Raw genomic sequence first — 22,753 nt, forward strand, 5'->3', positions numbered from 1 at the left:
TTCCGTGGGACACCCCCGCCCCTTAGTGATCGACCCGACCGGCCGCGACATCCACGGCGAGGCCTCCCGGATCCGCGAGCGCGGACCGGTGACCCTCGTCGAGCTGCCCGACGGTGTCCAGGCCTGGGCCGTCAGCAGTCCCGACCTCCTCAAACGCCTGCTCACCGACCCACGGGTCTCCAAGGACCCGCGCCGGCACTGGCCCAGGTGGATCAACGGCGAGATCGCCCCGGAATGGCCGCTGTTCACCTGGGTCGCGGTGCAGAACATGTTCACCGCCTACGGAGGCGAGCACCGGCGGCTGCGCGCCCTGGTCTCCAAGGCTTTCACCGCACGGCGCACCGAGGCGCTGCGGCCTCGTGTCGAGGAGATCGCCGCGGCCCTGCTTGACCGAATGGAGGAGGCCGGACGGCACGGCCAAGTCGTCGACCTGCGCGAGGAGTTCTGCTATCCGCTGCCGATCCGGGTGATCAGCGACCTCTTCGGCCTGCCCGAGGAACAGGGTGCGGAGCTACGGGCCGTCGTGGACGGCGTCTTCCACACCTCCGCCACCCCGGAGGAAGTCACCGCCAACTACGCACGGCTGTACGCGGCGCTGGGCGAACTCGTCGCCCTCAAGCGACGGTCGCCGGGCGACGACCTGACCTCGGCGCTCATCTCGGCCCGTGACGACGGCGACACCCCGCTGAGCGAGCAGGAGCTGCTCGACACCCTGGTACTCATGGTCAGTGCCGGCCACGAGACCACGGTCAACCTGATCGACAACGCCATCCACCTTCTGCTGACCCATCCGGACCAGCTCGCCCACGTCCGGGCCGGCCGCGTCCCCTGGGAGGACGTGGTCGAGGAGGCGCTGCGCGTGGAGGCACCCGTCGCCAGCCTGCCGCTGCGGTACGCCGTCGAGGACCTCAAGATGAGCGAGTTCGGCTGCCAGGACGGAGTGGTGATCGGCAAGGGCGAGGCCATCCTCGCCGCGTACGCGGCCGCCGGGCGTGACCCCGGCAGGTACGGCGAGGACGCCGACCGCTTCGACGTCACCCGCCCCGACAACGAGCACCTGGCCTTCGGCCACGGCGTGCACTTCTGCCTGGGCGCCCCGCTGGGCCGGCTGGAGGCCCGCATCGCCCTCCGCTCGCTCTTCGATCGCTTTCCCGGCCTCCGCCTCGCCATGTCTCAGGAGGAACTGGAGCCGGTCGACTCCTTCATCTCCAACGGCCACCGCTCCCTTCCGGTACGCCTGTCCTGATCACTCGCCACGCCACCACGCCAGGCGTCGGGCGGCCAACCGCGCCGCCCGACGCCGGCGTCGGGCACCGGGGAGGGCCGGGGCGCCGGCGCGGTGCGCTCCACCGGCATCGCGCCGCCGCCGGTGGGCGGGGAGACGGAGGCCGGCGGAAAGGTCACCGGCAGCGCGGCCGGCGCACGGTGGAAAGGGCCGGGCCGCCAGCCCAGGTCCTCGACGGCTACGACGAGTTCGACGTCAGGGAGCCGGTCGAACAGCTTCTCCACGGCCACCGCCGCGATCAGCCGGGCAGGACCCTGCGCCGGGCAGTTGTGCGTGCCCGCGCTCCACGCCAAGTGGGCGCGGTTGCCCGCGCGCTGATTTACCGTCAGGCGCGGGTCGGTGTCGGCTGCGGCGAGACTGACCACGAGCGGGTGCCCTGCCCGCAGCGCCACCCCGTCGTACACCACGTCGTGGACCGGATGATGCACGGCGTAGTTGGCCATGGGCGGGTCGGTCCACAGCACCTCGTCGAGGGCCTCCCTCCACCGGCAGGCTGCCGCCGGAGAGGCTGCCCGTGAACCGGTCGTCGGACAGCAGCAGCCGCAGGCTGTTGGCGATCAGGTTCTGCTGGGGCTCGGTGCCCGCGCCCATGAGCAGGACGAGGGTGTGCACCATCTCCTCGTCGGTGAGACCGGCGGGATGGTCCATGAGCCAGGACGTCACATCCGGCCGCGGCCGTCGGCGCTTCAGCGTGACGTACTCGCGGTGGACCGGCACCACCAACACGTCCTCGACGCTCCAGAACTACACATGGGGCCACTGCCTGGACAGCAACTCGGCCAGGGACGTCTACGCCAACAGCTGCAACGGTGGCAACAACCCGCTGTGGCAGGTCATCCAACCCGCGCCGAGAAGCGCAGTCATGCTCCGGAACACGGAGAGCCGCCTCTGCCTCTACCAGACACTGGCGGCCTCTACCGGACGACGGAGTGCGACCGCAATGCGCGCACCCAGCGGTGGACCATCGGCTGAGTCACCGGTCTCTCACCGGGGAACGACGGCGACACGCTCACCTCCGGCAACCGGCACCGCCCGCCCCGAAGGCTGGGGCCGGTCAGCGACCGGTTCGCTCCGTTCGGTCATCAGTAGTCGTTGCGACGCCGCAGCATGAAGGGCCGGCCGTCAGGGTCTACGAGAAGGCGATGCAGAGGCGTGCAGAGGGTTGTGGCCGTACGCGAGAGGCTGGGCGGGTGATAGGTGCGCAAGCGCCCTGGTGGTCTGGGGCCGCGGCGGCCATGGGCGTGCCAGGCGTCCAGTGCGGCGGCGCTCGCCGCGAAGGCATCGAAGGCGTTCCGGGGGTCGCACAGGGTGTCGGGCGTGTGCGGGGTAGCGGGTGCTTCCAGGTCCAGGTGCTCGCGCGCGAGTTCCAGGCGCAGATTCCTGGCGAAACTGCGTGCGCCGTCCCCGAGGCCACCGGGGTCGCGCGGCTCGCGTGGGTCCGTGGTCTCGTCCAGGACGGCACAGGTGAGTTCGGAGTCGTGGGTCCAGGAGCGGAGGTTGATGTTGTCTGATCCGACCGAGGCCCACACGTCGTCAATGACGCAGACCTTGGCGTGTACGTACACCGGTGTCCCGGCGTGGTTCTCCAGCCCGTACACCGAGACCCGCCCACCACCGGCTCGGCGCAGCCTGTCCAGGGCCGTGATCCGGCCGATCAGGTTCATCGGCCGCGTGAGCCTACCGTCCTGTTCGGGGACGGAGGGGATGACCGCGATCAGGCGCAGGCCGGGGTTGGCGGTCAGTGCCTCGGCGAAGCAATCCACCACGCGCGGAGACCACAGGTACTGGTCCTCCAGGTAGATCAAGGTTCGGGCCCGCCGCAGCGCCTTGTGGTAGCCCCGCGCGATACTGCGCTCGCCGTCGGGGGCGAAGTCGTAGCCGCGCAGCAGCCGGTTGGGGTAGGTGCGCAGAGTTTGGATGGTGTGTGTGCCGCAGGGCAACGGGTCGGGTGCCTGGGGCGGCAGCGGGTCGGCGCGCGTGTCCTCGTGATGAGCGAGTTCCCGAAGGCGGACGAGTGGGCTGCGGGTGAGCGGCCCGGGGTCGTCCCAGCGTTCGCGGAAGCCGGCCTCTATGTCGCCGACAGCCGGTCCGCGTATCGCGAGCTGGACGTCGTGCCATGGGGGGTGAGGTCCGTACGCGGCGGCGAGGGGCAGTGACTGCGGATCCCCGCGGTGCGTCGCGTCGTCGTGGCGGTTGTGGCACAGATCGATACCGCCCACGAAGGCGATGTCACGCTCTGGTCGGCCAGGGTGGCGGAGCACGACGAGCTTTTGGTGGTGCGAGCCGCCGGGGCGTACCCGCATGTCGAGCAGGCATTCGCCGCCCGCCGCTTCGACCTCCTCGCCCAGGTGGCGGTTTTCGGCCTCACTGAACTGCAAGCGGTCCAGGTGGGAGCGCCAGAGCAGCCCTTTGACGATCACTCCGCACTCGGCCGCCTCGGCAAGGACGGTGCCGATGTGGCTACCGGGGCCATCGAGACGCTCGTCGGGATCGCCTCGCCAGTCGGTGAACAAGAGCAGGTCTGCGGCGCGCTGCGCTCGGATCGCGCTCAGGAGTTCTGGAAAGTACGTCGCACCGTGGATGAGGGGCCGCACCAGGTTTCCGCGCGACCAAGCCGCCCCGTCCGATCGACGGCTGTCCAGCCGTGTGGCGCTGTTGCCGCGTTCGTCCGAGGTCAGCAGCCAGTCGGTGAGTTCCACAGCCCAGTTCCTTTAGACAACACCCACGTGTACCCAGTTTCCTGCACCCTCATCGCAAGCCGAACCTTGTCGTTGGCGCGGGGCGTAGCACAGCACGAAGGGCAATGTGGCCTCGCACAACTCCACCGGATCGGCTCTGCCCTGGTATGAGGCGCAGCACCGCTGCCCCCTCGGCCTCCTTGAACCGACCCGTCACCCGACCCCGACCCCGACCCCGACCCGGTCAACGCTCCACACGAGGGTGGCGAGGCCCGCACACCCAGGCGTTCTCCGAGGACCCTGACGACCGCCGGGTCCCCCGGCCCGCCGCACGCCCGCCCCCCATGCGACCGGTAGCCACCTCGCGCGCCCAGGCTGCGCGATCCACCCCCGAGGTGCCCGCGGCCACTGGCGGATCTGCCAGCCGTAGGGGATGCTCCGGTCGCCATGTGGCTCAGGGTCTCCCAGTCGGTGTCGAGGTCGTACGCCAGGTCCTGGACCAACAGGGACAGGGCCAGGTCCCGCACGTGTACGCAGCCCTGTTCACAGTGCTCCGCACGCCTCGAGGGAGCCGACATGCCCGGATCCTGTTCGGACCACGACGAAACGGGGCTGCCGGCACCGCGACCCCACCACCTTCGGCAATCGGTCAGCTCCCCATCCGCCGTATACCCCTCCTCCCCCGCCTGGGCGATAACAGGCTGTCCGGCATTCAGCGCCTGGCCGCGCGGAACTCCCCCGGCGCCAGCCGCGGCTCGGTCTTGCCGGCCTCGCAGCCACTGACCGTCGACTGTCCGCCGCACCTCCAGCCCGGCAGCCCTGCAGCCCTGCAGCCCTGCAGCCCTGCAGCCCTCATCCAGCGTCAGCCCGTACGCCTGACGCAAACGTCTGCGCTCCGTCACCGTCGGCGTCAGCGGCAGCGGGACAGGGGCGCCGACCAGCGCACTGATCGAACATCTCCGACATGCAGGACAGGCATCCCTTGCCTCCGTCGCGTCGGCGCCGTACTCTCACGGTCCGTACCGACCGGACGGTACGTCCCGCAGGTGAGCCGGTACCCGCCGACGGGACGCCTGCCGACCGTGCCCGCCGCCGATCCAACGCGACCGTCTGAGGAGCCGCCGGAGATGAGCAGAATCAACCACCAGGTGCGCCTGGCCGCCCGCCCCGTGGGAGAGCCTCGGCCCACCGACTGGGAGCACGTTCAGGAACCGGTCGGGGAGCCGGGAGACGGGGAGTTCCTGGTGCAGGTGCTCTGCCTGTCGATCGACCCGGCGATGCGCGGCTGGATGAACGCGGGCCGGTCCTACATCCGCCCGGTGGAGATCGGTGAGGTCATGCGCGCCGGGGCGGTGGGACGGGTGGTCGCCTCACGGCACTCCGGTTTCGCGGTCGGCGACCATGTGTCGGGGTCCTTCGGCGTGCAGGAGTACTGCCTGTCGGACGGGCGCGAGGTGACCAAGGTCGACCCGGCGGCGGCCCCCCTGCCGACGTATCTCGGCACGCTCGGCATGTCAGGCCTGACGGCCTACTTCGGTCTGATCGACATCGGGCGTCCCGAGCCGGGCCAGACGGTCGTGGTCTCCGGTGCGGCGGGGGCGGTCGGCAGCGTCGTCGGTCAGATCGCCAAGATCCTGGGCTGCCGGGTCATCGGGATCGCCGGCGGTGAGGCCAAGTGCCGGCTGGTGGTCGACGAGTTCGGGTTCGACGCCGCGATCGACTACCAGAGCGAGGACATTCGCAAGGCGCTGCGCGAGCACGCGCCCGACGGCGTGGACGTGTACTTCGACAACGTCGGCGGCGATGTCCTGGACGCAGTGCTGCTGCGGCTGGCGCGCGGTGCCCGCATCGTCGTCTGCGGCGCGATCTCCCAGTACAACAGCACCAAGCCGCAGGGCCCCGCCAACTACCTGTCGCTGCTGGTCAACCGGGCCACCATGACGGGCATGGTGGTCTTCGACTACGCCGACCGGTACGCCGAGGGCATCGCTCAGCTGGCCGCGTGGCGGGCGGAGGGCCGGCTGACGTCCCTCGAGGATGTCGTGTCCGGCGACGTCGCGGCGTTCCCCGACACCCTCCTGCGACTGTTCCGCGGTGAGAACCACGGCAAGCTCGTGCTGAAGATCGCGGACTGAGCGGGTAGAGGGGAGGGAGAAATCCGATGAAAGCACTGACCTATCACGGCCGTCACGACATCCGCTACGGCGATGTCCCCGACCCGGCCGTCACCAGCCCCACCGACGCGGTCGTCCAGGTGACCACGGCCGGCATCTGCGGCAGCGACCTGCACATCTACGGCGGCAACCCGTTCAGCCCGGAACTGGGCTACACCCCGGGACACGAGTGCGTCGGCGTGGTCGTCGAAACCGGCGACCAGGTCACCCGCTTCAAGCCCGGCGACCGGGTCCTGGTGCCCGCCTCGGTCGGCTGCAACCGGTGCCGGTCGTGCGCGGCCGGGTTCACCGCCCGGTGCGAGAACGCCAAGTCCAGCACCGAGCTGTGCTACGGCGTGAGCCCACAGGTCCCCGGCAGCCAGGCGCAGGCCCTCGCGGTGCCTTGTGCCGACGTCAATCTGGTGCGTCTGCCCGAGGGCATCTCCGACGAGGCCGCTGTCGTCCTGACGGACAACGCCCCCACGGCCTGGTACGGCTGCCGCCGCGCCCGCATCCAGCCAGGCGAGACCGTCCTGGTCATCGGCCTCGGCCCCGTCGGCCTGATGGCCGCCCAGTCCGCCTTCGCGATGGGCGCCGCGCGGGTGCTCGGCGCGGACCTGGTCGCGGAGCGCCGTGCCTTCGCCGCCACCCTGGGGGTCGAGCCGGTCGAGGGCGAGGACGCCAAGGCCGCCGTACGGGAGATGACCGGCGGTCGCGGGCCGGACGCGGTGGTGGAGGCCGTGGGCTCGGACGCCACCATCGAGCTGGCCGTCAAGGCGGTCCGGCCGGCCGGCCGGGTCAGCGTCATCGGAGTGAGTCAGAGCAAGGCGTTCCCCTTCCATATGGGGCTGGCGCAGATCAAGGAACTCGAGTTCGCCATCGGGCTCTGCTCGATCCACTACGAACTCCCTCCCCTGATCGCCCTCGCCCAGGCAGGCCGGATCAAGCCGGAGGTCGTGGTGTCCCACCGCTTCCCGCTCTCCCAGGGCCCGGCGGCGTACGAGCTGTTCGCCGGCCGCTCCGACGGTGTCCGCAAGATCCTTCTCGATCCCACCGGCTGACCCGCCCTCGTCTGTCCGACGTCGCCTCCGGCAACCGCGCCTCGTCACCGTGGCTGGCGGCGCAGGACCTTCGCCCCGTGCCAGTGGCAGACGGTGAGGGCGAAGTGGAGGTCGAAGGCGTCGGCGTCCAGGTTGAGGTGGTAGTGGTCGACGGCCCGCTGGACGCGGTAGTGGACGGTGTTGCGGTGGACCATCAGCTCCTCCGCGGTGGCGGCGTAGCTGCGGTTGGTGGCGAGGAAGAGGCGGAGCGTCTCGCGCAGGAGTTCACAGCGGGGGTCGTCCACGGCGAGGTCGCCGAGGGTGTCGGAGACGAAGTCGGCCAGTTCGCGGGGTTCGTCGACCAGGAGGGCGACAGGGGCGACACGGGCGAAGGCGACCACGCGAGGGGCGCCGGGCCCCGCGGACAGGGCGAGGGCCTTGGTGCGGGCGGCGGCGCGCGTACTGCGGCGGAAGCCGTCGAGTCCCGGGCGGACGATGCCGAGGGCGGCCCGCACCGGAAGCGCGGCCTCGGCCAGTTCGGCGGCGATCGTGTCGGGGTCCACGTGGCAGTCGGGCCTGACGGCAAGCCAGATCCGGGCGTGGGCCTCGTCGGTGTGCACGAGCAGGGGGCGGCCCTGGGCGCGCAGCACAGTGTGCAGCAGGGAGGCCAGCCGGTCGAAGACGGCGACGGTATCGGTGGCCGTGCCGCCTCGCTGCCGTGGCGCCAGCACTCGATGGCCAGGTGGCTGCCGGACAACGGGTGGTCGAGGGCTGTCTCGGCCTGTCGTAGGTCGACCCGTGGGTTGTCGAGGAGCTGGCCCACCCAGTACTGGCGCAGCACACCTCGGGTGTCCACCCACCGTTCGCGTTCTTCCTCGTAGGCGCGGCCGATCTGGTCGCAGACCCGGTCCAGGTAGGCGGAGGTGACCTGGACGAGGGCGATGATGGTGCCGGCCGGGTCCGGCAGCCCGAGTCGGACCGCCTCCCCGAGGACGAGGTCCAGGCTCTGCGCATGGCCCAGGCGGTAGGCGCGCAGCAAGGCCGAGAGCGGCACGTCGCGTTGGGCGAGCCGGCGGGCGTAGGAGATGGCCGAGGCGGGTGCGTCCACGGTCAGCGGGTCGATACGGTTGATGATCACGTGCAGGGCGGTGACGATGTTCTCGGTGATGCTGGCTTCCAGGAGTCCGTGCAGCGGTTCGTCGTGTTCCAGCTGGGATATCTCCGCCTCGGTGGTGGCGACCATTTTGGCGATGAACTCGTCCCGGTTGGCCTGCACGACCTGGGCCGCGAGGACGACCGGATCGGGTGCCTCGCCTGCCGACTGTTGCGTGGGGCCGTTCACCGGGCCAGGTACCGCAGCGCGGAACGGGCGGCATTCGCACCGCACATGCCGTGCACGCCGGCGCCGGGCGGGGTGGCCGCCGAGCACAGGTAGACGCCCGGGATGCCGGTGCTGTAGGGGTCGGCGGCCAGGCGGGGGCGCAGCGTGACCTGCCGTGCGGTGTTGGCGCCGGCGACGATGTCACCTCCGATGAAGTTCGCGTTGTAGCTGGCCAGTTCGGTCGTCGAGCGCACCGCAAGGCCCACGATCCGCTCCCTGAGGCCCGGCGCGAACCGCTCGATCTGGCGCAGCACCGCCTCGGTGGCGTCGCCGGGGTGACCGTGCGGGACGTGCGCGTATGCCCAGACCGGGTGGACGTCGTCGCGGGAGCGGCCGGGGTCGGCCAGGTACTGCTGGCCGACCAGGACGAACGGGCGCTCGGGCATCCGCCCACCGGCGGTCTGCGCCTCCGTGCGGACGACCTCTTCCATGGTGCCGCCCAGGTGCACGGTGCCGGCGCGGCGGCATGCCTCATGGGTCCAGGGGATGCCGTCCTGGACGGCGAGGTCCACCTTGAACGCCGCCGGGCCGTGCCGCCAGCCCTGGTAGGCCCGGCGCACCCGGCCGGGCAGCCGGTCGCCGCAGATGCGGGCCGCCGCGCCGGGCGCGGTGTCGAGCATGACGATCCGGGCGGGGGCGAGTTGGGCCAGGGAGTCCACCTGTACGCCCGTTTCGATGGTGCCGCCGAGCTGGGCGAGGAGTGCGGCCAGCGCGTCGGTGATGGTCCGCGATCCGCCGCGGGCGACCGGCCAGCCGAAGCGGTGGGCGGCGCCGATGAGCATCAGCCCGACCGCGGAACTGGCCGGCCCTGTCAGTGGATACATCAGATGCGCCGCCGCTCCCGCGAACAGTGCCCTGGCCTCCTCGGTGCGCCAGCGCCGGGCCAGGGCCGTGGCCGGCTGCAGCGCCCTCAGTCCGAAGCGGGCCAGTGCCACCGGGTGGGCGGGCAGATGAGGAACCGGGCGCAGCACATCCTCGATCAGCGCGTCGAAGTCGGCGGCCAGCGGGGCGAACAGCCGCTGCCAGGCCGGGCCGTCCGCGCCGAGTCCGCGCACGGTCGCCTCCATGGAGCGGACCAGCACCCCGGCCCGCCCGCCGTCCAGCGGGTGTGCCAGATCGACCTCGGGCCACGCCCACTCGACGCCGTACCGTTCCAGGCCGAGGGTCCGCAGGAACGGCGAGCCGACGCCCAGCGGGTGGACCGCGGAGCAGTGGTCGTGCAGCAGTCCGGGCAGAGTCAGCTCGCTGGTGCGGGTGCCTCCGCCGATCTCGTCGGCGGCCTCCAGGACGGTCACCTTCAGGCCTCGCTGGGCCAGGGCGACGGCGGCGGGCAGCCCGTTCGGGCCGGCCCCCACCACGATCGCGTCACTCATGCGCGGCCGCCACCTCGGTCGCCGGTCGCGGTGCCCGGGCGGGTTCGACGGGGATCGCGGGTGTCTCGTCGTCGAGCCAGGGCTGGCGGGTCACCATCTCCCGTACGTTCACGTAGCCCTCCTCGATCAGACCGGTCGCCGCGTCCACGATGCGGTAGTGCTGGCGCCCGCGGTGCGTCGGCTGGGACTCGAGCAGGACGACGCGCAGGTCGCCCGGCGCGAAGCCGCACCTCTGCTGTACGGCGGCCATCAGCTGCTCGTTGTGCAGATGGCCGTCGCCGAAGTTCCAGCCGAGGACCGCTCCCGCCACCATCTCGCCCTCCCGCACATCGTAGGACTCCACGTCGTCCACGGCCCGTGGCAACAGCCCGATCAGTGCCCGGCCGTGGCTGTGCATCGCACGCCAGGCCAGCCCCTGGTGCAGCACGAGGTCGGCGGCCTCGGTGCCGTACAGGCGGGTGAGCTGGTCGACGGGCAGAGCGGACGCTTTGACGATGTACTCGTTGAGCCGGTGCTCGGTGCCCTTGCGGAAGCACCACAGGCTGGTGGCCCAGTTGCCGGCGTAGTAGCGCATCGAGGGCAGGAACGACACCAGGTCGGGGCGGACGTGGCCGAGCACGGGGACCACCACCAGGCTCACTACCAGCACCGCGGCCAGCAGCGGGGAGTGCAGGGCGAAGGCGCCGACAGCGGCCTCGTGGCCGAAGAGGACGAGCGCGGAGTAGATGAAGAAGACGTTCCACTCCAGCGGCACGCCCATCGGGAAGGTCGACATGATGTGCAGATGGAAGACGATCATCACGGTCAGGGCGATCGTGGTGACGGTCCCGCCGTGGGACAGCACCAGGACCAGGGGCACCACGTACTCGATGACCGTGCCGCCGTGCGCGGCCGCGGCGGCGAGAGCGGACGGCCTGAGATCGTCGGGGTAGTTGCGGTACAGGCGGCGCTTGAACCAGGCCGGGCGCAGCGGGCTGTTGCTGATCATCACCGCCACCACGAACGGGAAGTGGCGGTTGAGCTTGGAGGACGCCGCGCCCCACCACAGGGCGAGCATGACCAGTTTCAGCGCGGCGGTCTGGTCGGTCACCGGGAAGAGGAAGATCAGCAGCGTCAGCCCGTAGTGCTCGGCGCGGGCGGCGAGGAACACGGTCTTGTCACGCAGCCCGAGCAGGGCGAGCAGCACCGCGAGCACGGCCACGCGCCACGGAGCCGGCACGCCGCCCGCGCCCGCATCGCCGGGGGAGCACAGCAGCCACACCGCCGCTCCCAACAGCGCGGCGTACAGAGTCACATCCGCGGCCGTACGCCGCGTCCCGGAGGTGAACGGGATCCTGCCCGGCCACGGAGGCAGCCGTACGGTGCCCGGGCGCAGCCAGTGCAGGAAGGCGCCGACCGGCGGCAGGAAGTGTGAGCTGAGCGGACCCGAGCCGCAGCCGAAGCCCAGGACTTCGTACAACAGCGTCCAGACGACGAGTTTCTGATAGACGATCGGCTCCGCCCACCAGGAACCGAAGTCCGTGATGCCGCCGACGCCGGGGGTCGCGGAGACGACCGCGATGCCGCCGAGGGCGTATGCGGTGATCTTCACCAGGTACAGCAGGTGCACGATGCCGGGGGTGCCGAAGCCGTGCAGGGCCCAGTGCTGGGCCAGCGGCCTGATGCGTTGGTGGTAGGGGCGGGTGCGCCACTGCTGTACGTCGATGTCCGCCGTGTTCGGTGCGAGGAACCCCATGACTGCCTCCCGTTCCCGCTCAGCCGGCCGTGGTGAAGGCGGTGGTGACGTCGGCGGTCCTGGCCCGCAGTGCGGGCTTGTCCGTCTTGCCGACGGGATTCCTCGGCAGCCGGTCGACGAGGGTGATCCCGGTGGGCACCTTGAACCTGGCCAGCCGGGTCCGGCAGTGTTCCAGCAGGTCGCCCGTGTCCGCGGTCGCGCCCGTGCGCAGGGCCACGAAGGCCACCGGTACCTCGCCCAGCCGCTCGTCGGCGGCGCCCACCACGGCGGCTTCGAGGACATCGGGGTGGTCGCCGAGGACGGTCTCGATCTCCTTGGGGTAGATGTTCTCCCCACCCCGGATGATCATGTCCTTGATGCGGTCGACCAGGATCAGATAGCCGTCCTCGTCGAGACGGCCGACATCGCCCGTGTGCAGCCAGCCGTCCACCAGGGTGCGGGCGGTCTCCTCCGGGCGGCCCAGATAGCCACGCATCACGTTGGGCCCGCGCACCACCACCTCACCGGTCGCTCCGGCCGGCATGATCCGGCCCTGCGGGTCCATCACGGCGACCTGCTGGCCGGGCAGCGGCAGTCCCACCGTGCCGGGCTTGCGCGGGCCGTCGAGCGGGTTGGTGGTGGAAGCGCACGTGCCCTCGGACAGGCCGTAGCCCTCCAGGATGGGGATGCCGTAGCGGCGCTCGAACCGCTCGATGAGTGCCGGGGGCATCGGAGCCGCGCCGCAGGCGGCGAACCGCACCGAGGACGTGTCGGGCGAGGCTGTGTCAGGCAGTTCGGTGAGCATCGCATAGATCGCCGGGACCGCGGAGAAGCAGGTCGGGCGGACCGTGGCGACCTGGTCGAAGAAGGTCTCGGCCCGGAACCGTCCGGCCACCGTGACCTGTCCGCCGGCCAGCAGCGGGGACAGCACGCCGACCACGATCCCGTTGACGTGGAACAGCGGCAGGATCAGCAGGCTGTGGTCGGTCTCGGACAGCCGGGCGGCGCCGATCATCATCCCCGCCATGGCGGCGAGGTTGGCGTGGTCGAGCATCACGCCCTTGGGGCGCCCGGTGCTGCCGCTGGTGTAGATCAGCAGGGCAAGCGTGTCCGCGTCCGTCTTCGGTGCGGCCGTGTCTTCGGGCCCGGCGGCCAACTCCGCCACCGTGACCGCCCCGGCGAGCGGCGACGGCTCGGCGGTGACGACCACCATGGCATCCGCGTCGCCGAGTTGGTGGCGCACCTCGGGCTCGGTCAGCGCCGGGTTGACCGGGGTCACCACCGCGCCGAGCCGCCAGGCGGCGAACAGTACGACGACGAAGTCCACCGTGTTGGGCAGCAGCAGCGCGACCACGTCGCCGCGTCCGACGCCCCGCGCCCGCAGGCCGCCGTAGCTTGCCGGATCCGGCGAAGGAACGCCATATTGCCGAGAGTTGACACATCGTCAGTGATGCAGGGACCGTCCGTGTCCTGCCGAGCCCGCAGGTCTGGCAGTTCCGCGATGTGCATGTCGGCTCCTCGAAGTGCGTCGACGGACGTCGGCCGGACGGGGTGCGCGTCCCGGGGGAAGGCGGGACGGATGTCCGGTGCGTGAGGAGAGACGGTACGAATCGGCGGTGCTCCGGGCCCATGGGCGCGGGCGACGAGGCTGAGGGCGGCACTTGTGCGCTGCGCACAGGCCGGGTTTCGGGCGGCCCCGGTACGCGCGTACGCGCGTCGGCGTCGAGGCGCTCCGCTCCGGCCGAGGCGGCACGAGCGGGGCTCCCGGGCACCGGCGGAACGTGGCCGGGCACGCACGAGCGCAACTCCGGGGCCGAAGCAGTACGAGCACCAAACCCGCCCGGCCGGGCCTACACGAGTGCGCCTCCGGCCGTGGCAGCGTGTGCACACTGGTCCGCGCCGACCCCGAGGAACACTGCGCTCGGAGCCGGCGCGGGGCTGTGGGAGCGGCTGTCAGACGAAGGCGCTCTCGCCGGTGACGGCCTTGCCGACGATGAGGGTGTTCATCTCGCGGGTGCCCTCGAAGGAGTAGATCGCCTCGGCGTCGGCGAAGAACCGGGCGATGTCGTAGTCGAGGACGATGCCGTTGCCGCCGAAGATCTCCCGGCACCACCCCACCACTTCGCGCATCCGTGAGGTGACGAAAGCCTTCGCCAAGGATGAGTGCTCGTCGCGGAAGACACCCGCGTCCTGCAGCCGGGCGAGCTGGACCAGCATGCCCCAGCAGGCGGTGATGTTGCCGAGACTCTTGACCAGCAGGTCCTGCACCATCTGGAACCGGGCGATCGGGCGGCCGAACTGGCGGCGCTGCTTGGCGTAGTCCAGCGCCAGCTCGTAGGCGCCGATCATCACGCCGAGGGCCTGCCAGGCGACTCCGCTGCGGGTGGCGCGGAGGATCTCCGCCACGTCGCGGAAGGAGTCGATGCGTTGCAGCCGGTTGGCTTCGGGCACCTTGACGTCGGTCAGGGTGATCTCGGCGTTCTCCACGATCCTGAACGCGATCTTGTTCTCGATCTTGACCGGGGAGAATCCCGGGGTGCCCTTCTCCACCACGAAGCCCTTGACCTTGTCGTCCGCCTCGTCACGGGCCCAGACCACCACCAGGTCGGCGAACGTCGCGTTGCCGATCCACCGCTTCGCGCCGTTGAGCACCCAGTTCTCGCCGTCCCAGCGGGCGGTGGTCCGCATGCCTCCGGCGACGTCGGAGCCGCCGAGCGGTTCGGTCATCGCGAAGGCGCCGATGGTGTCCAGCGCGGCCATCGCGGGCAGCCAGCGGTCCCGCTGCTCCTGGTCGCCGCCCCGGTAGATGCTGTACATCGCCAGACCGCTGTGCACGCCGAAGAAGGTGGCGCTGGAGGCGTCGGTGCGGGTGTACTCCATCGACAGCATGCCGACCAGCAGATTGCTTCCGGCCGGTGCGGGATCGCCGTAGCCCTCGTAGGGGACACCGGCCAGTCCGAGTTCGCCGAATTTGCCGATGAGTTCGTGGGGGAACTCCCCCTTGGCCCAGTACTCGTTGACCAGCGGCTTGACCTCGCTGCGCATGAACGCCCGGGCGCGCAGCAGCAGTTCCCGCTCGTGCGGCGGCAGCAGCGACTCGACGTTGTAGAAGTCCGCGGCCAACCGCTCGTCGGCGGAAGCGAAGTCGGAAGCCTTCCTGGAACCCTTGTCGGACAGTACGGCGGTCATGAGCGGGTCTCCTTCTTCATGCTGGTGGCGCTGTCCCGGGCGGACAGCACGGCGATCTGCTGGGCGTCGCGTTCCCGGCTGAGGTCGGCGTAGGAGCGGGAGCCGTAGGCGTCCTCGACGGCCGCGACGAGTCGTTCGGTCTGGTCGGGGCTCTGCTCGGGGCGGCCGAGCGAGTCCCACATCTTCTGCATCGACACGCCGATGTGCTCGGCCATGTGCCGGTAGCCTCCGGGGCCGCCGCCGAGGTGCGCACCGAGGAACGGCCCCACCGTCGCCCATCGCAGCCCGAGGGAGTTCACCATCACGGTGTCCAGCTCCGCCGGGCTGACGACGCCCTGCTCGACGAGGTAGATCGCCTCCCGACTGAGGGCGTTCTGCAGGCGGTTGCCGACGAAGCCGGGGATCTCCTTGCGTTCGACGACAGGGACCCGGCCGACGAAGCGGTAGAACTCCACGGCCCGGTCCACGCTCTCCTTCGAGGTGCGCTCTCCGGGCACCACCTCCACCAGCGGGATCAGGTGCGGCGGGTTGAAGGGGTGGCCGATCAGGATGCGGCCGACGTCCTCGATGGTGTCGGTGAACTCCGTGGCGGGGATCGCCGAGGAGGAGCTGAGCAGTAGCGCGTGCGCGGGGGCGGTGGCGACCAGGTCGCTGAACAGCTTCCGCTTGAAGGTGACGTTCTCCGGGCCGTTCTCCTGCACGACGTCGGCGTCGCGCACCGCGTCGGCGAGGTCGTCGGCGATGTGCACCCGCTCGGCGAGGCCGCTCACGTCCAGGCCCTGCGCGGACAGATGGCCGACGGCCTGATCGATTGCCTCGGCGACCGCGTCGGCCAGGTCCGGCCGCGGGTCGGTGATCCGTACCCGCATCCCGTGGCCGGCGAAGAGCGCGGCCCAGGACAGGCCGATCGTGCCGGCGCCGACGACCGCGGCGGCGGTGAAGGGCTTGGTCATCACATGTCTTCTCTCTGCGTCCGTGGCCCGGTCGTGCTCACCGTGCGAGGCGGGCGGGTTGGGCCAGGTAGTCGTGGACGGGCTTGACCTGCGCCAGGGTCAGATCGGTCAGGATGTGGCTGGCGGAGACGACCTCGCGGACCGGCAGATCGGCGAGCGGCGCCAGCGCGTGGGCGAACAGCTCCAGCCGGGCGGGGCCGGTCCAGGCGCCTTTCACCGTGACGTCGGTGATCTCGGTGCGCACCAGCTGCGCGACCTGCGGCGCCCCGTCGAATCCCGGGGCCAGCTTCAGCATGTAGGTCGGCACAGCGACCTGCGCCACGGCCTCCTCGACCGACAACTCGTAGTGCTTGTAGCCCATCGTCGCGGTCGCCACCCGCAGGGTGCCGACGTCGAGGACCCCGACCAGCGCACCGTGGTCGACGTACAGGGCGGGCGACCCGGCCGTCTTGGGATAGGCGCCCGCCTCACGGCCGGACGTGATGGCCGGGAGGTTGTCCAGGTACATCGCGTGCAGGTACTCGCCCCGCTCGCCCTCGTAGCGGACCGGGATGGCCTGGCCGGACTCGGTGTACGGCCCATATCCGCTGACGTCGCCCATGCGCATGACCTCGAAGCGCACCAAAGGCTCGTCGATCTCCAGCGGTTCGGGTACCACCGCGCGCAGTGCCTCGTAGTCGGTCCGGTAGACGATGTTGAGGTACTCGCGGTTGGTGAAACGCGGCACGACCGGTGGATAGGCCGGGTTGGCCAGCGGCGTCGCGATGTGCCGGGGCACGTCCTGCTGGTTCATGGTGTGTTCTCCCTCGGGGTCCTGGTCCTACCGGCCCTGCCAGACCGGGGGGCGGCGTTCGGTGAAGGCGGTCATGCCCTCGCGTACGTCGGCGGAGGCCGCGAGGGAGACCATCACCTGCGTCTGCGCGGCGAACGCCGCCTCCTCCGGGGCGCCGTCGGCGGTGCGGACGAGTTCCTTGACGGCAGCCAGAGCCAGTGGGGCGTTCTGTGCGATCCGCTCGGCCAGTCGCAGTGCGGTGGCGACGGTCTCTTTGGCCGGGACCACGTGGTTGGCGATGCCGAGGTGTCCGGCGCGTTCGCCGGAGATCGGCTCGCCGGTCAGCAGCAGTTCCATCGCCAGGTGGTACGGGATGCGCTTGGGCAGCCGGATCACTCCGCCGCCCGCCGCGATCAGCCCGCGGCTGACTTCCGGGAGGCCGAAGCGGGCGTCGGCGGCGGCCACGATCAGGTCGCAGCCGAGGGCCAGTTCGAAGCCGCCTCCCATGGCCCAGCCCTCGACGGCGGCGATCAGCGGCGTGGTCGTGCGGGCCTGGGTGAGACCGCCGAAGCCGCGCCCCGGGATCTCGGGCGATTCGCCGGCCAGCGCGGCCTTGAGGTCCATCCCGGCACTGAACGTGCCCTGGGCGCCGGTGAGTACGCCGACCCGCAGAGCGGGGTCCGCCTCCAGGTGGTCCAGGGCCGCGGACAGTCCGGCGGCTACGGCCGCGTCGACCGCGTTGCGTGCCTTGGGCCGGTCGATGGTGATGAGCAGGGTGGAACCGATGGTCTCGGTCCGCACCTCGGTGGTGCTGTGCATGGTGTGGGTCCCTTGGGTGACGGTGGGTCAGCGGCCTGCGGCGAGTTCCCGGAAGACCTCGTCGGTGTGCTGACCGGGCAGCGGGGCGAGCCTGCGCACTGATCCCGGGGTGGCGGAGAACCGTACGGGGATGCCGATCGAGCGGATGGCGCCCTCGCTGGGGTGGTCGACCACGTCGAGCAGTCGGCCGCCCCGCACATAGGGGTCCTCGGCGGCCCGGTCGAGTTCGAGCACGGGGGCCATCGGGATGCTGTGCTTGGCGCAGACCGATGCCCACTCCTCGGTGGTCAGGCTCGGCGAGCACTCCCCCACCAGTTCCATCAGCGCGTCGACGTCGGCATCGGCGATGGACTCGCCGTTGACGCGCGAGTCCGTGGCGAGGTCGGCGCGGCCGGCTGCGCGGAAGAAGTCCCGGAAGTTCTGCGGGTTGTACGGGATGACGCAGGCGAGGCCGTCCTTGGTGGGTACCGCGCGGTGGCCCCGCTTCATCGACAGCGGGAACCCGGTGGGGCCCTCCGGCGGCTCGAAGACATGGCCCGCCAGGTGCTCGACGAGGTTGAAGGCGATGAGCGTGTCCGTCATCGGGATCTCGATGTACTGGCCGGTGCCGGTGCGGGAGTGGTGGACGAGCGCGGCGAGCACCGTGTAGACGATGGTCAGCGCGCAGACCTTGTCGCCGATGATCGTCGGCAGGTACGCCGGGGTGCCCAGCGCTCGGTCGGCCACGTCCACCAGGCCGGAAGCGGCCTGGACCGTCTCGTCGTAGGCGGCGTTGCCGGCCCGGTCGGAGTCGCTGCGAAAGCCCTGGGCGTGGGCGTAGACCAGGCCCGGGTTGCGGGCGGCGACGTCGGCGTGGCCGAGGCCGAGGCGGGAGAGCGCGCCCGGGCGCATGTTGGTGACCAGTACGTCGGCGCTGTCGATCAGTTCCAGGGCCCGTGCCCGGTCGGTGTCGTCCTTCAGGTTCAACGCCACGCTGCGCTTGTTGCGGTTGACGTTGAGGTTGAGCGGGGTCATGCCGGGTGTGGTGCGGTAGGGGCCCACCCGTACCGTGTCGGACGGCGACTCGATCTTGATGACATCGGCCCCGAGGTCGCCCAGGATCTGCGTCGCGTAGGGCCCCATCACCACCGTGGACAGATCGATCACCCGTACGCCGTCCAACGGTCCGGTGGAGCCGGCGGCCGTGATGTCCATCATCACTCCTGTTCACGCAGTAATTTCATGGCGAATGTTTCCACCGCCGACGTTATGCGTGAACGAGTTCAGAGGGAATGATCAACTGGCGAACACGGGTATGACCGCAGCGGTCAGACGGACATGACCTCGCTGAAGATCTGTCGCGCGCGGGCCGCGATGCCGCTCAGGTCGCCGCCGTCACCTGCCCGGTCCCGACGGAACAACAGTCCTGTGGTCAGGTCGGGTTGGAAGCCGTCGACGGGCAGTACGGCCACGTTGTCCAGCCGGTACAGGTGCATCGGGCTCTCCGCTGAGAGCATGGTCATCGAGAAAGCGATACCCGAGGAAATCAATTCCGAGGTGCCCGCGTAATCCGCCATGTTGATGCGGATTCTTTTCTTCACGCTCATCGAATTCAGCCGGGCGTCGATTTCCTCGAAATAGGCCGGGGTGGCGTCGTACGGCACGGCCACATAGGACAGATCGGCCAGCTCTTCGAGGGTGACCGACTCCCGCCCCGCGAACTGGTCGGCCGGCACCGCGGCCCCCAGCCGCTCGTGCATCACCTCGATGATCTCCAGCGCCGGGTCGGAGACCGGCAACCGGGCCAGCGCCATCGCCAGCCGTCCGTCGTGCACCGCGTCCGCCAGGTCCGCCGATGTGCCGGGCCAGCGCTTGAGCTCGCACACCTCCCGACAGGCGTCCTCCAGCATCAGCACCCGTTCCCGCAGCAGCGGGTGCACCCCGGCAGGCATCCCGATGAACAGCCGGTCCAGCCGCGGGCGTACCGCCTCGCCCAGCCGCCACGGGATGGCGCTGACCCGCTCGAGGATGTCGCGCGCCATCGGCAGCAGGGCGGCGCCCGCCGGTGTCAGGTCGACCCGGTGGGTGGTGCGCTCGAACAGCTCGTGACCGAGCTCGCGTTCCAGATCCTTGATCCGCTGGCTCAGCGGGGAGGCTGCCATGTGCAGTCTGCGTGCCGCCTGCGAGAAGTTGAGTTCTTCGGCCACGGCGACGAAGTAACGCAGGTGCAGCATGTCCACGACCGCCACCCTACCGAGGTCAACTGGCCCTGGCGGCAAGGGCGCCGAAGACGGCGGCCCTTGCCACTCCGGACCCGCCCGCCACAAGGGTCGCGCCGCGACGAGCGGGCCGGCCGTCCCGGCAGGGGCTCGGGCGGCGGCTCAGCCGAGCAGTTCCGCACTGCCGGACGGTTCGCGACGCTCTTGTCCGTTGATGCGGTGCCGTTCGATGGAGGAGCGCCGGTAGACCTCCTGCCGGACCCGCTGGATCTCGCCGAGGGGCCGGTGCTCCTCGCGTGAGCGCCACGGTGTGATCGACGTGGAGTCGGCGGCCACGAGGTTGTCGTCCCCGCCGATGTCCTGGCGCGGGAGGTCCACCCGGGCAACCGTCACCCACGGGGAGAGCTCCTCGGGCCACTTCACGGAGGTGTTGTCCACCGGCATGCGGGCCGGATCGGTGTTGAGCTGCACCTGGAGCTCGAAGGAGTGCTCCCGCTCCGCCGCCTCGACGACCAGGGTGCGACGGAAGGCCTCGTTGTCCGCGCGCACGTCCACGATCTGGTGCGTGAGGGAGGCCAGCGAGTGGGCCGTCGGCACGGTACGGATCTTGGCGATGTGGTCGCCGTACCGGAAGGCGCCCATGCTGTTGTAGGTGTACGACAACAGGTTCCGGCGCGGGACGGTGGTGAACGACAGCATGGCGAACAGCTCGTCCCACAGCCAGTTGTCGGGGTCGGTGAGCGTGCCCCGGCGGGTGAGGAACTCCGCCATCCAGGTCTTGCGGCGGGCCGGGTTCACCAAGGCCTCGGGCAGCTCCGCGAACAGCTCCTCGATGACCATGTAGTCGTAGGCGGTGTTCGCGAAGAAGACCTCGTTGTTGATGAGGTTGAGGTCGAAGGTGCCGCTGTCTCGTTCGTCGTCCAGCAGTGAGGGGCCGGGAACCCCGAACAGCTTGATGCCCATCCCGCACGCCGCGCCCAGCTGATGGTCGGGGCGCTGATGGCCCAGGCCGTTGGAGTAGCGGACCACGGCGTCGTACACGGCGGGCCGGGCGAAGATGCCCTGGCCGTGGACGCCCGGGTTGTCACCGATCGTGACGGTGGCCTTGAGGAGGCCGTACGTCTTTCCATGGGCGGTGCGGACTGCGCGGCCGACGGCCTCGCGCTCGAACGAGGCGCGGGTGCGCTGCGCGACCTGCGCGACGACGTCGTCCAACTCCTGCTGGTACGTCGGACGTTCGGTGGGGCGGTAGTCCTCGTAGCGGACGGGATTCATGGTGCTGCCTCCCTGTGGATGATGTCCAACCCAGACGGTAGACAGCAATTCAATTGTGCACAACGTAACTGACTGTGATGAATCACACGCGAGGCCATCGCAACCATGCCGGACGGAGCGGAGCGGCTCCGGGCCGCCTCCATTCGGTCTTTTCTCTACCCGCCGGTAGACGCAGACCTCTCTGAATGGAACGCTCGCTCCAGAACTCGGGCCGACGCGACCCGACCAGTCCGTGCCGGTCGCGTGCCTCGCCCCAGCCGCGCATCCCGCACCAGCCGGCAAGTCCTCGCACCAGCCGAGTCCTCGTACGCCCAGATTCCTCTCCGAGAGGAGTGCGTCGCATGAGGAAACACAGGCCGGCTCCGTGACAGGTCCGTAAGAGATCCAGAACGTCTGTGCCGTGCAGAGCTTCGACTCCGCCAAGTGGCGGAACGCCTTCTACCGGCTCGCCCTCTGCTACGAACCCCGGAGCCAGGTCATCGACGCGTTCTTCGACCTCGCCGACACGATCATCATCGTGCGTAGCCGGATCCGCCGAGCATGGACTGCCTACCGCTGGGACAGCCGTCCACAACGCCGAACAACTACCGGCTCAAACGGGCCGAACACCACACCTGGCCCCAACCCACCCACACCGGCACCCGGGCAATCCGCATTCAACGCCCCCATCCCGCAGACCCGTAAAGCAGGGGAGTACCGGCGGCGCTGGGGAGCGCGTGGGGAGAATCGGCTGCGTAACCCGGCGGGAATCTGAAAGATCCAGAAAGATGGATCAGCCCAGGCCAGCGACGGGTTCAGCGGTCTCGCCGCAGGTCAGAGCCTCCCGGTGGACAACTTCAAGAGGATCTCCTCGCACCCATGGCGAGCGGACCCGAGTTCCAGGCCGCCAGAACGAGCTGCCCACCTCGTCAGAGCGCTCTCCGCCGCCATCGACACGAACCTCGCAGGACCCAGCACAGAACCAGCACGGGGCTCGCCGTCAACGCCCGCCACACCAACGCCTGCCGGCCGATGCCGAAGTCTTGCGTGCCGCAGGATTGTCATGGACGGGGCGCATGCGGGCGACGTATCGTGCCTCGGCCGCGTGTTGGTCCGCGGACCTTTTCATTTCTCGTCCGTGGGGGCCCCTCGCCATGTCCGCATCCAGTGATCCACGTCCGCTTCCTCTGCTGCCCGCACGGGCGCCCGCATCGTCTCTCGGTCTCCTGGCCGCAGCCGCCGGGGGACTCACTCTGGTTGCCCTCTGTGACCTGTTCAGCCTGTTCGCCGGTTTTCGGCTGCGGGCGGCCATCGACGCGGACGGCGGCTTCGTCACGGCTTCGCAGCAGGAACTGGAAGCCGCTTCCTCGCTGTACGAGACGGCCGGGCGATACCAGGTCATCGTGTACTTGCCCGCCGCGATCGTATTCGTCGTCTGGTTTTTCCGGATGCGCCGCAACACCGGGCTTCTGGCGCCGGACCAGTTCCGCCGGGGCCCCGGGTGGGCCGTTGGAGCCTGGCTCATTCCGCTGGCGAACCTCTGGATGCCGTACCGCATCGCCCTCGAAATGTGGGGGGCCGCCACTCCGCTGCCGGCCGAGGGCGAGCGGTACCGGGCGCGGACCTGGCCGGTGAACCTGTGGTGGGCTCTGTTCGCCTTCAGCGTCCTGTTCAATCGGTACGCCGGGACGAAATACAAGGACGCCGAGACGTTGACGGAGATCAGGGACGGGGTGGTGCAGTACATGGCCGCCGACGTGCTGCACATCGTCGCCGCCGCTGCCGCGGTGTACTTCGCCGTCCGGCTGACCGCCATGCAGCGGCTCAAGGCGGTTGACGGGCCGTACCGGCCCGCGGTCGTCAAGGACACGTCGGCCTGAGGCCCCTGGCCCGGGACGGGCCCGGGTACGTCGGCCCGGAACGCCAGTTCCTTGATGCCGGGGA

General features: G+C 70.3%; 15 protein-coding genes and 3 pseudogenes. 5 read left to right on the top strand and 13 right to left on the bottom strand.

Annotation, left to right across the window (positions count from 1 at the left end; translation table 11 throughout):
- The first annotated feature begins 4 nt into the window (after nucleotides 1-4).
- The gene (locus AB5J49_RS06775) at nucleotides 5-1,246 is read left to right on the top strand and encodes a cytochrome P450 (protein WP_369167527.1); all 1,242 of its coding nucleotides are present in this window, start codon (nucleotides 5-7) and stop codon (nucleotides 1,244-1,246) included.
- 143 nt (nucleotides 1,247-1,389) lie between these two features.
- Here the strand turns inward: AB5J49_RS06775 and AB5J49_RS06780 are convergent.
- Together AB5J49_RS06780 and AB5J49_RS06785 are read right to left on the bottom strand one after the other, a co-directional pair.
- Nucleotides 1,390-1,981: pseudogene (locus tag AB5J49_RS06780) on the bottom strand (cytochrome P450); the annotation flags it as partial.
- A 386-nt stretch (nucleotides 1,982-2,367) separates the two neighbouring features.
- Nucleotides 2,368-3,984, bottom strand: coding sequence for a phospholipase D family protein (locus AB5J49_RS06785; RefSeq protein ID WP_369167528.1), 1,617 nt, complete (start codon nucleotides 3,982-3,984; stop codon nucleotides 2,368-2,370).
- Between the two features lie 1,106 nt (nucleotides 3,985-5,090).
- On the opposite strand from AB5J49_RS06785, the gene AB5J49_RS06790 reads away from it, so the two are divergent.
- Together AB5J49_RS06790 and AB5J49_RS06795 are read left to right on the top strand one after the other, a co-directional pair.
- On the top strand, nucleotides 5,091-6,098 hold the full coding sequence (locus AB5J49_RS06790) for an NADP-dependent oxidoreductase (protein ID WP_369167529.1): 1,008 nt from the start codon (nucleotides 5,091-5,093) through the stop codon (nucleotides 6,096-6,098).
- 26 nt (nucleotides 6,099-6,124) lie between these two features.
- Entirely contained in the window at nucleotides 6,125-7,177 is a 1,053-nt protein-coding gene (locus AB5J49_RS06795; protein ID WP_369167531.1) for an alcohol dehydrogenase catalytic domain-containing protein, read from the top strand.
- Between the two features lie 44 nt (nucleotides 7,178-7,221).
- Here AB5J49_RS06795 and AB5J49_RS06800 read toward each other — a convergent pair whose 3' ends face one another.
- The 11 genes and pseudogenes from AB5J49_RS06800 to AB5J49_RS06850 form a co-directional block, all read right to left on the bottom strand.
- The gene (locus AB5J49_RS06800) at nucleotides 7,222-7,887 is read right to left on the bottom strand and encodes a PucR family transcriptional regulator (RefSeq protein WP_369167532.1); all 666 of its coding nucleotides are present in this window, start codon (nucleotides 7,885-7,887) and stop codon (nucleotides 7,222-7,224) included.
- A gap of 607 nt (nucleotides 7,888-8,494) precedes the next feature.
- Nucleotides 8,495-9,910 (bottom strand): phytoene desaturase family protein, encoded by a 1,416-nt coding sequence (locus tag AB5J49_RS06805; protein ID WP_369167533.1) that lies wholly within the window; start codon nucleotides 9,908-9,910, stop codon nucleotides 8,495-8,497.
- The gene (locus tag AB5J49_RS06810; protein ID WP_369167534.1) at nucleotides 9,903-11,645 is read right to left on the bottom strand and encodes a DUF3556 domain-containing protein; all 1,743 of its coding nucleotides are present in this window, start codon (nucleotides 11,643-11,645) and stop codon (nucleotides 9,903-9,905) included. Before AB5J49_RS06810 ends, AB5J49_RS06805 begins: the two co-directional genes overlap by 8 nt.
- Nucleotides 11,646-11,664: 19 nt before the next feature.
- On the bottom strand, nucleotides 11,665-12,978 hold the full coding sequence (locus AB5J49_RS06815; protein WP_369167535.1) for a class I adenylate-forming enzyme family protein: 1,314 nt from the start codon (nucleotides 12,976-12,978) through the stop codon (nucleotides 11,665-11,667).
- A 599-nt stretch (nucleotides 12,979-13,577) separates the two neighbouring features.
- Nucleotides 13,578-14,813 (bottom strand): acyl-CoA dehydrogenase family protein, encoded by a 1,236-nt coding sequence (locus tag AB5J49_RS06820; protein WP_369167536.1) that lies wholly within the window; start codon nucleotides 14,811-14,813, stop codon nucleotides 13,578-13,580.
- A pseudogene (locus AB5J49_RS06825) lies at nucleotides 14,810-15,787 on the bottom strand (3-hydroxyacyl-CoA dehydrogenase NAD-binding domain-containing protein); the annotation flags it as partial. The pseudogene AB5J49_RS06825 and the gene AB5J49_RS06820, both read right to left, overlap by 4 nt.
- A gap of 16 nt (nucleotides 15,788-15,803) precedes the next feature.
- Nucleotides 15,804-16,559 (bottom strand): acetoacetate decarboxylase, encoded by a 756-nt coding sequence (locus AB5J49_RS06830; RefSeq protein WP_369167537.1) that lies wholly within the window; start codon nucleotides 16,557-16,559, stop codon nucleotides 15,804-15,806.
- A gap of 27 nt (nucleotides 16,560-16,586) precedes the next feature.
- Nucleotides 16,587-17,357: a crotonase/enoyl-CoA hydratase family protein gene (locus tag AB5J49_RS06835; protein WP_369167538.1), complete on the bottom strand. Its 771-nt coding sequence runs from the start codon at nucleotides 17,355-17,357 to the stop codon at nucleotides 16,587-16,589.
- Nucleotides 17,358-17,384: 27 nt separating this feature from the next.
- Nucleotides 17,385-18,554 (bottom strand): CaiB/BaiF CoA transferase family protein, encoded by a 1,170-nt coding sequence (locus AB5J49_RS06840; RefSeq protein ID WP_369167539.1) that lies wholly within the window; start codon nucleotides 18,552-18,554, stop codon nucleotides 17,385-17,387.
- 110 nt (nucleotides 18,555-18,664) lie between these two features.
- Nucleotides 18,665-19,570 (bottom strand): LysR family transcriptional regulator, encoded by a 906-nt coding sequence (locus AB5J49_RS06845; RefSeq protein WP_369175066.1) that lies wholly within the window; start codon nucleotides 19,568-19,570, stop codon nucleotides 18,665-18,667.
- Between the two features lie 147 nt (nucleotides 19,571-19,717).
- Nucleotides 19,718-20,830 (bottom strand): catalase family protein, encoded by a 1,113-nt coding sequence (locus AB5J49_RS06850; protein ID WP_369167540.1) that lies wholly within the window; start codon nucleotides 20,828-20,830, stop codon nucleotides 19,718-19,720.
- Between the two features lie 424 nt (nucleotides 20,831-21,254).
- Here AB5J49_RS06850 and AB5J49_RS06855 point away from each other — a divergent pair.
- Together AB5J49_RS06855 and AB5J49_RS06860 are read left to right on the top strand one after the other, a co-directional pair.
- Nucleotides 21,255-21,410 (top strand): annotated as a pseudogene (locus AB5J49_RS06855) (IS5/IS1182 family transposase); the annotation flags it as partial.
- Between the two features lie 553 nt (nucleotides 21,411-21,963).
- A complete protein-coding gene (locus AB5J49_RS06860; protein WP_369167542.1) occupies nucleotides 21,964-22,689 on the top strand; it encodes a DUF4328 domain-containing protein in 726 nt (241 codons plus the stop codon).
- The last annotated feature ends 64 nt before the right edge of the window (nucleotides 22,690-22,753 follow it).

This window comes from Streptomyces sp. R28, assembly GCF_041052385.1.
Taxonomy (GTDB): domain Bacteria; phylum Actinomycetota; class Actinomycetes; order Streptomycetales; family Streptomycetaceae; genus Streptomyces.

What these genes read in the sequence shown, in the direction of transcription:
- AB5J49_RS06790 (WP_369167529.1), top strand. Translation starts at nt 5,091, where the DNA reads ATGAGCAGAATCAACCACCAGGTGCGCCTGGCCGCCCGCCCCGTGGGA.
- AB5J49_RS06795 (WP_369167531.1), top strand. Translation starts at nt 6,125, where the DNA reads ATGAAAGCACTGACCTATCACGGCCGTCACGACATCCGCTACGGCGAT.
- AB5J49_RS06805 (WP_369167533.1), bottom strand. Translation starts at nt 9,910, where the DNA reads ATGAGTGACGCGATCGTGGTGGGGGCCGGCCCGAACGGGCTGCCCGCC.
- AB5J49_RS06810 (WP_369167534.1), bottom strand. Translation starts at nt 11,645, where the DNA reads ATGGGGTTCCTCGCACCGAACACGGCGGACATCGACGTACAGCAGTGG.
- AB5J49_RS06820 (WP_369167536.1), bottom strand. Translation starts at nt 14,813, where the DNA reads ATGACCGCCGTACTGTCCGACAAGGGTTCCAGGAAGGCTTCCGACTTC.
- AB5J49_RS06830 (WP_369167537.1), bottom strand. Translation starts at nt 16,559, where the DNA reads ATGAACCAGCAGGACGTGCCCCGGCACATCGCGACGCCGCTGGCCAAC.
- AB5J49_RS06835 (WP_369167538.1), bottom strand. Translation starts at nt 17,357, where the DNA reads ATGCACAGCACCACCGAGGTGCGGACCGAGACCATCGGTTCCACCCTG.
- AB5J49_RS06840 (WP_369167539.1), bottom strand. Translation starts at nt 18,554, where the DNA reads ATGATGGACATCACGGCCGCCGGCTCCACCGGACCGTTGGACGGCGTA.
- AB5J49_RS06845 (WP_369175066.1), bottom strand. Translation starts at nt 19,570, where the DNA reads ATGCTGCACCTGCGTTACTTCGTCGCCGTGGCCGAAGAACTCAACTTC.
- AB5J49_RS06850 (WP_369167540.1), bottom strand. Translation starts at nt 20,830, where the DNA reads ATGAATCCCGTCCGCTACGAGGACTACCGCCCCACCGAACGTCCGACG.
- AB5J49_RS06860 (WP_369167542.1), top strand. Translation starts at nt 21,964, where the DNA reads ATGTCCGCATCCAGTGATCCACGTCCGCTTCCTCTGCTGCCCGCACGG.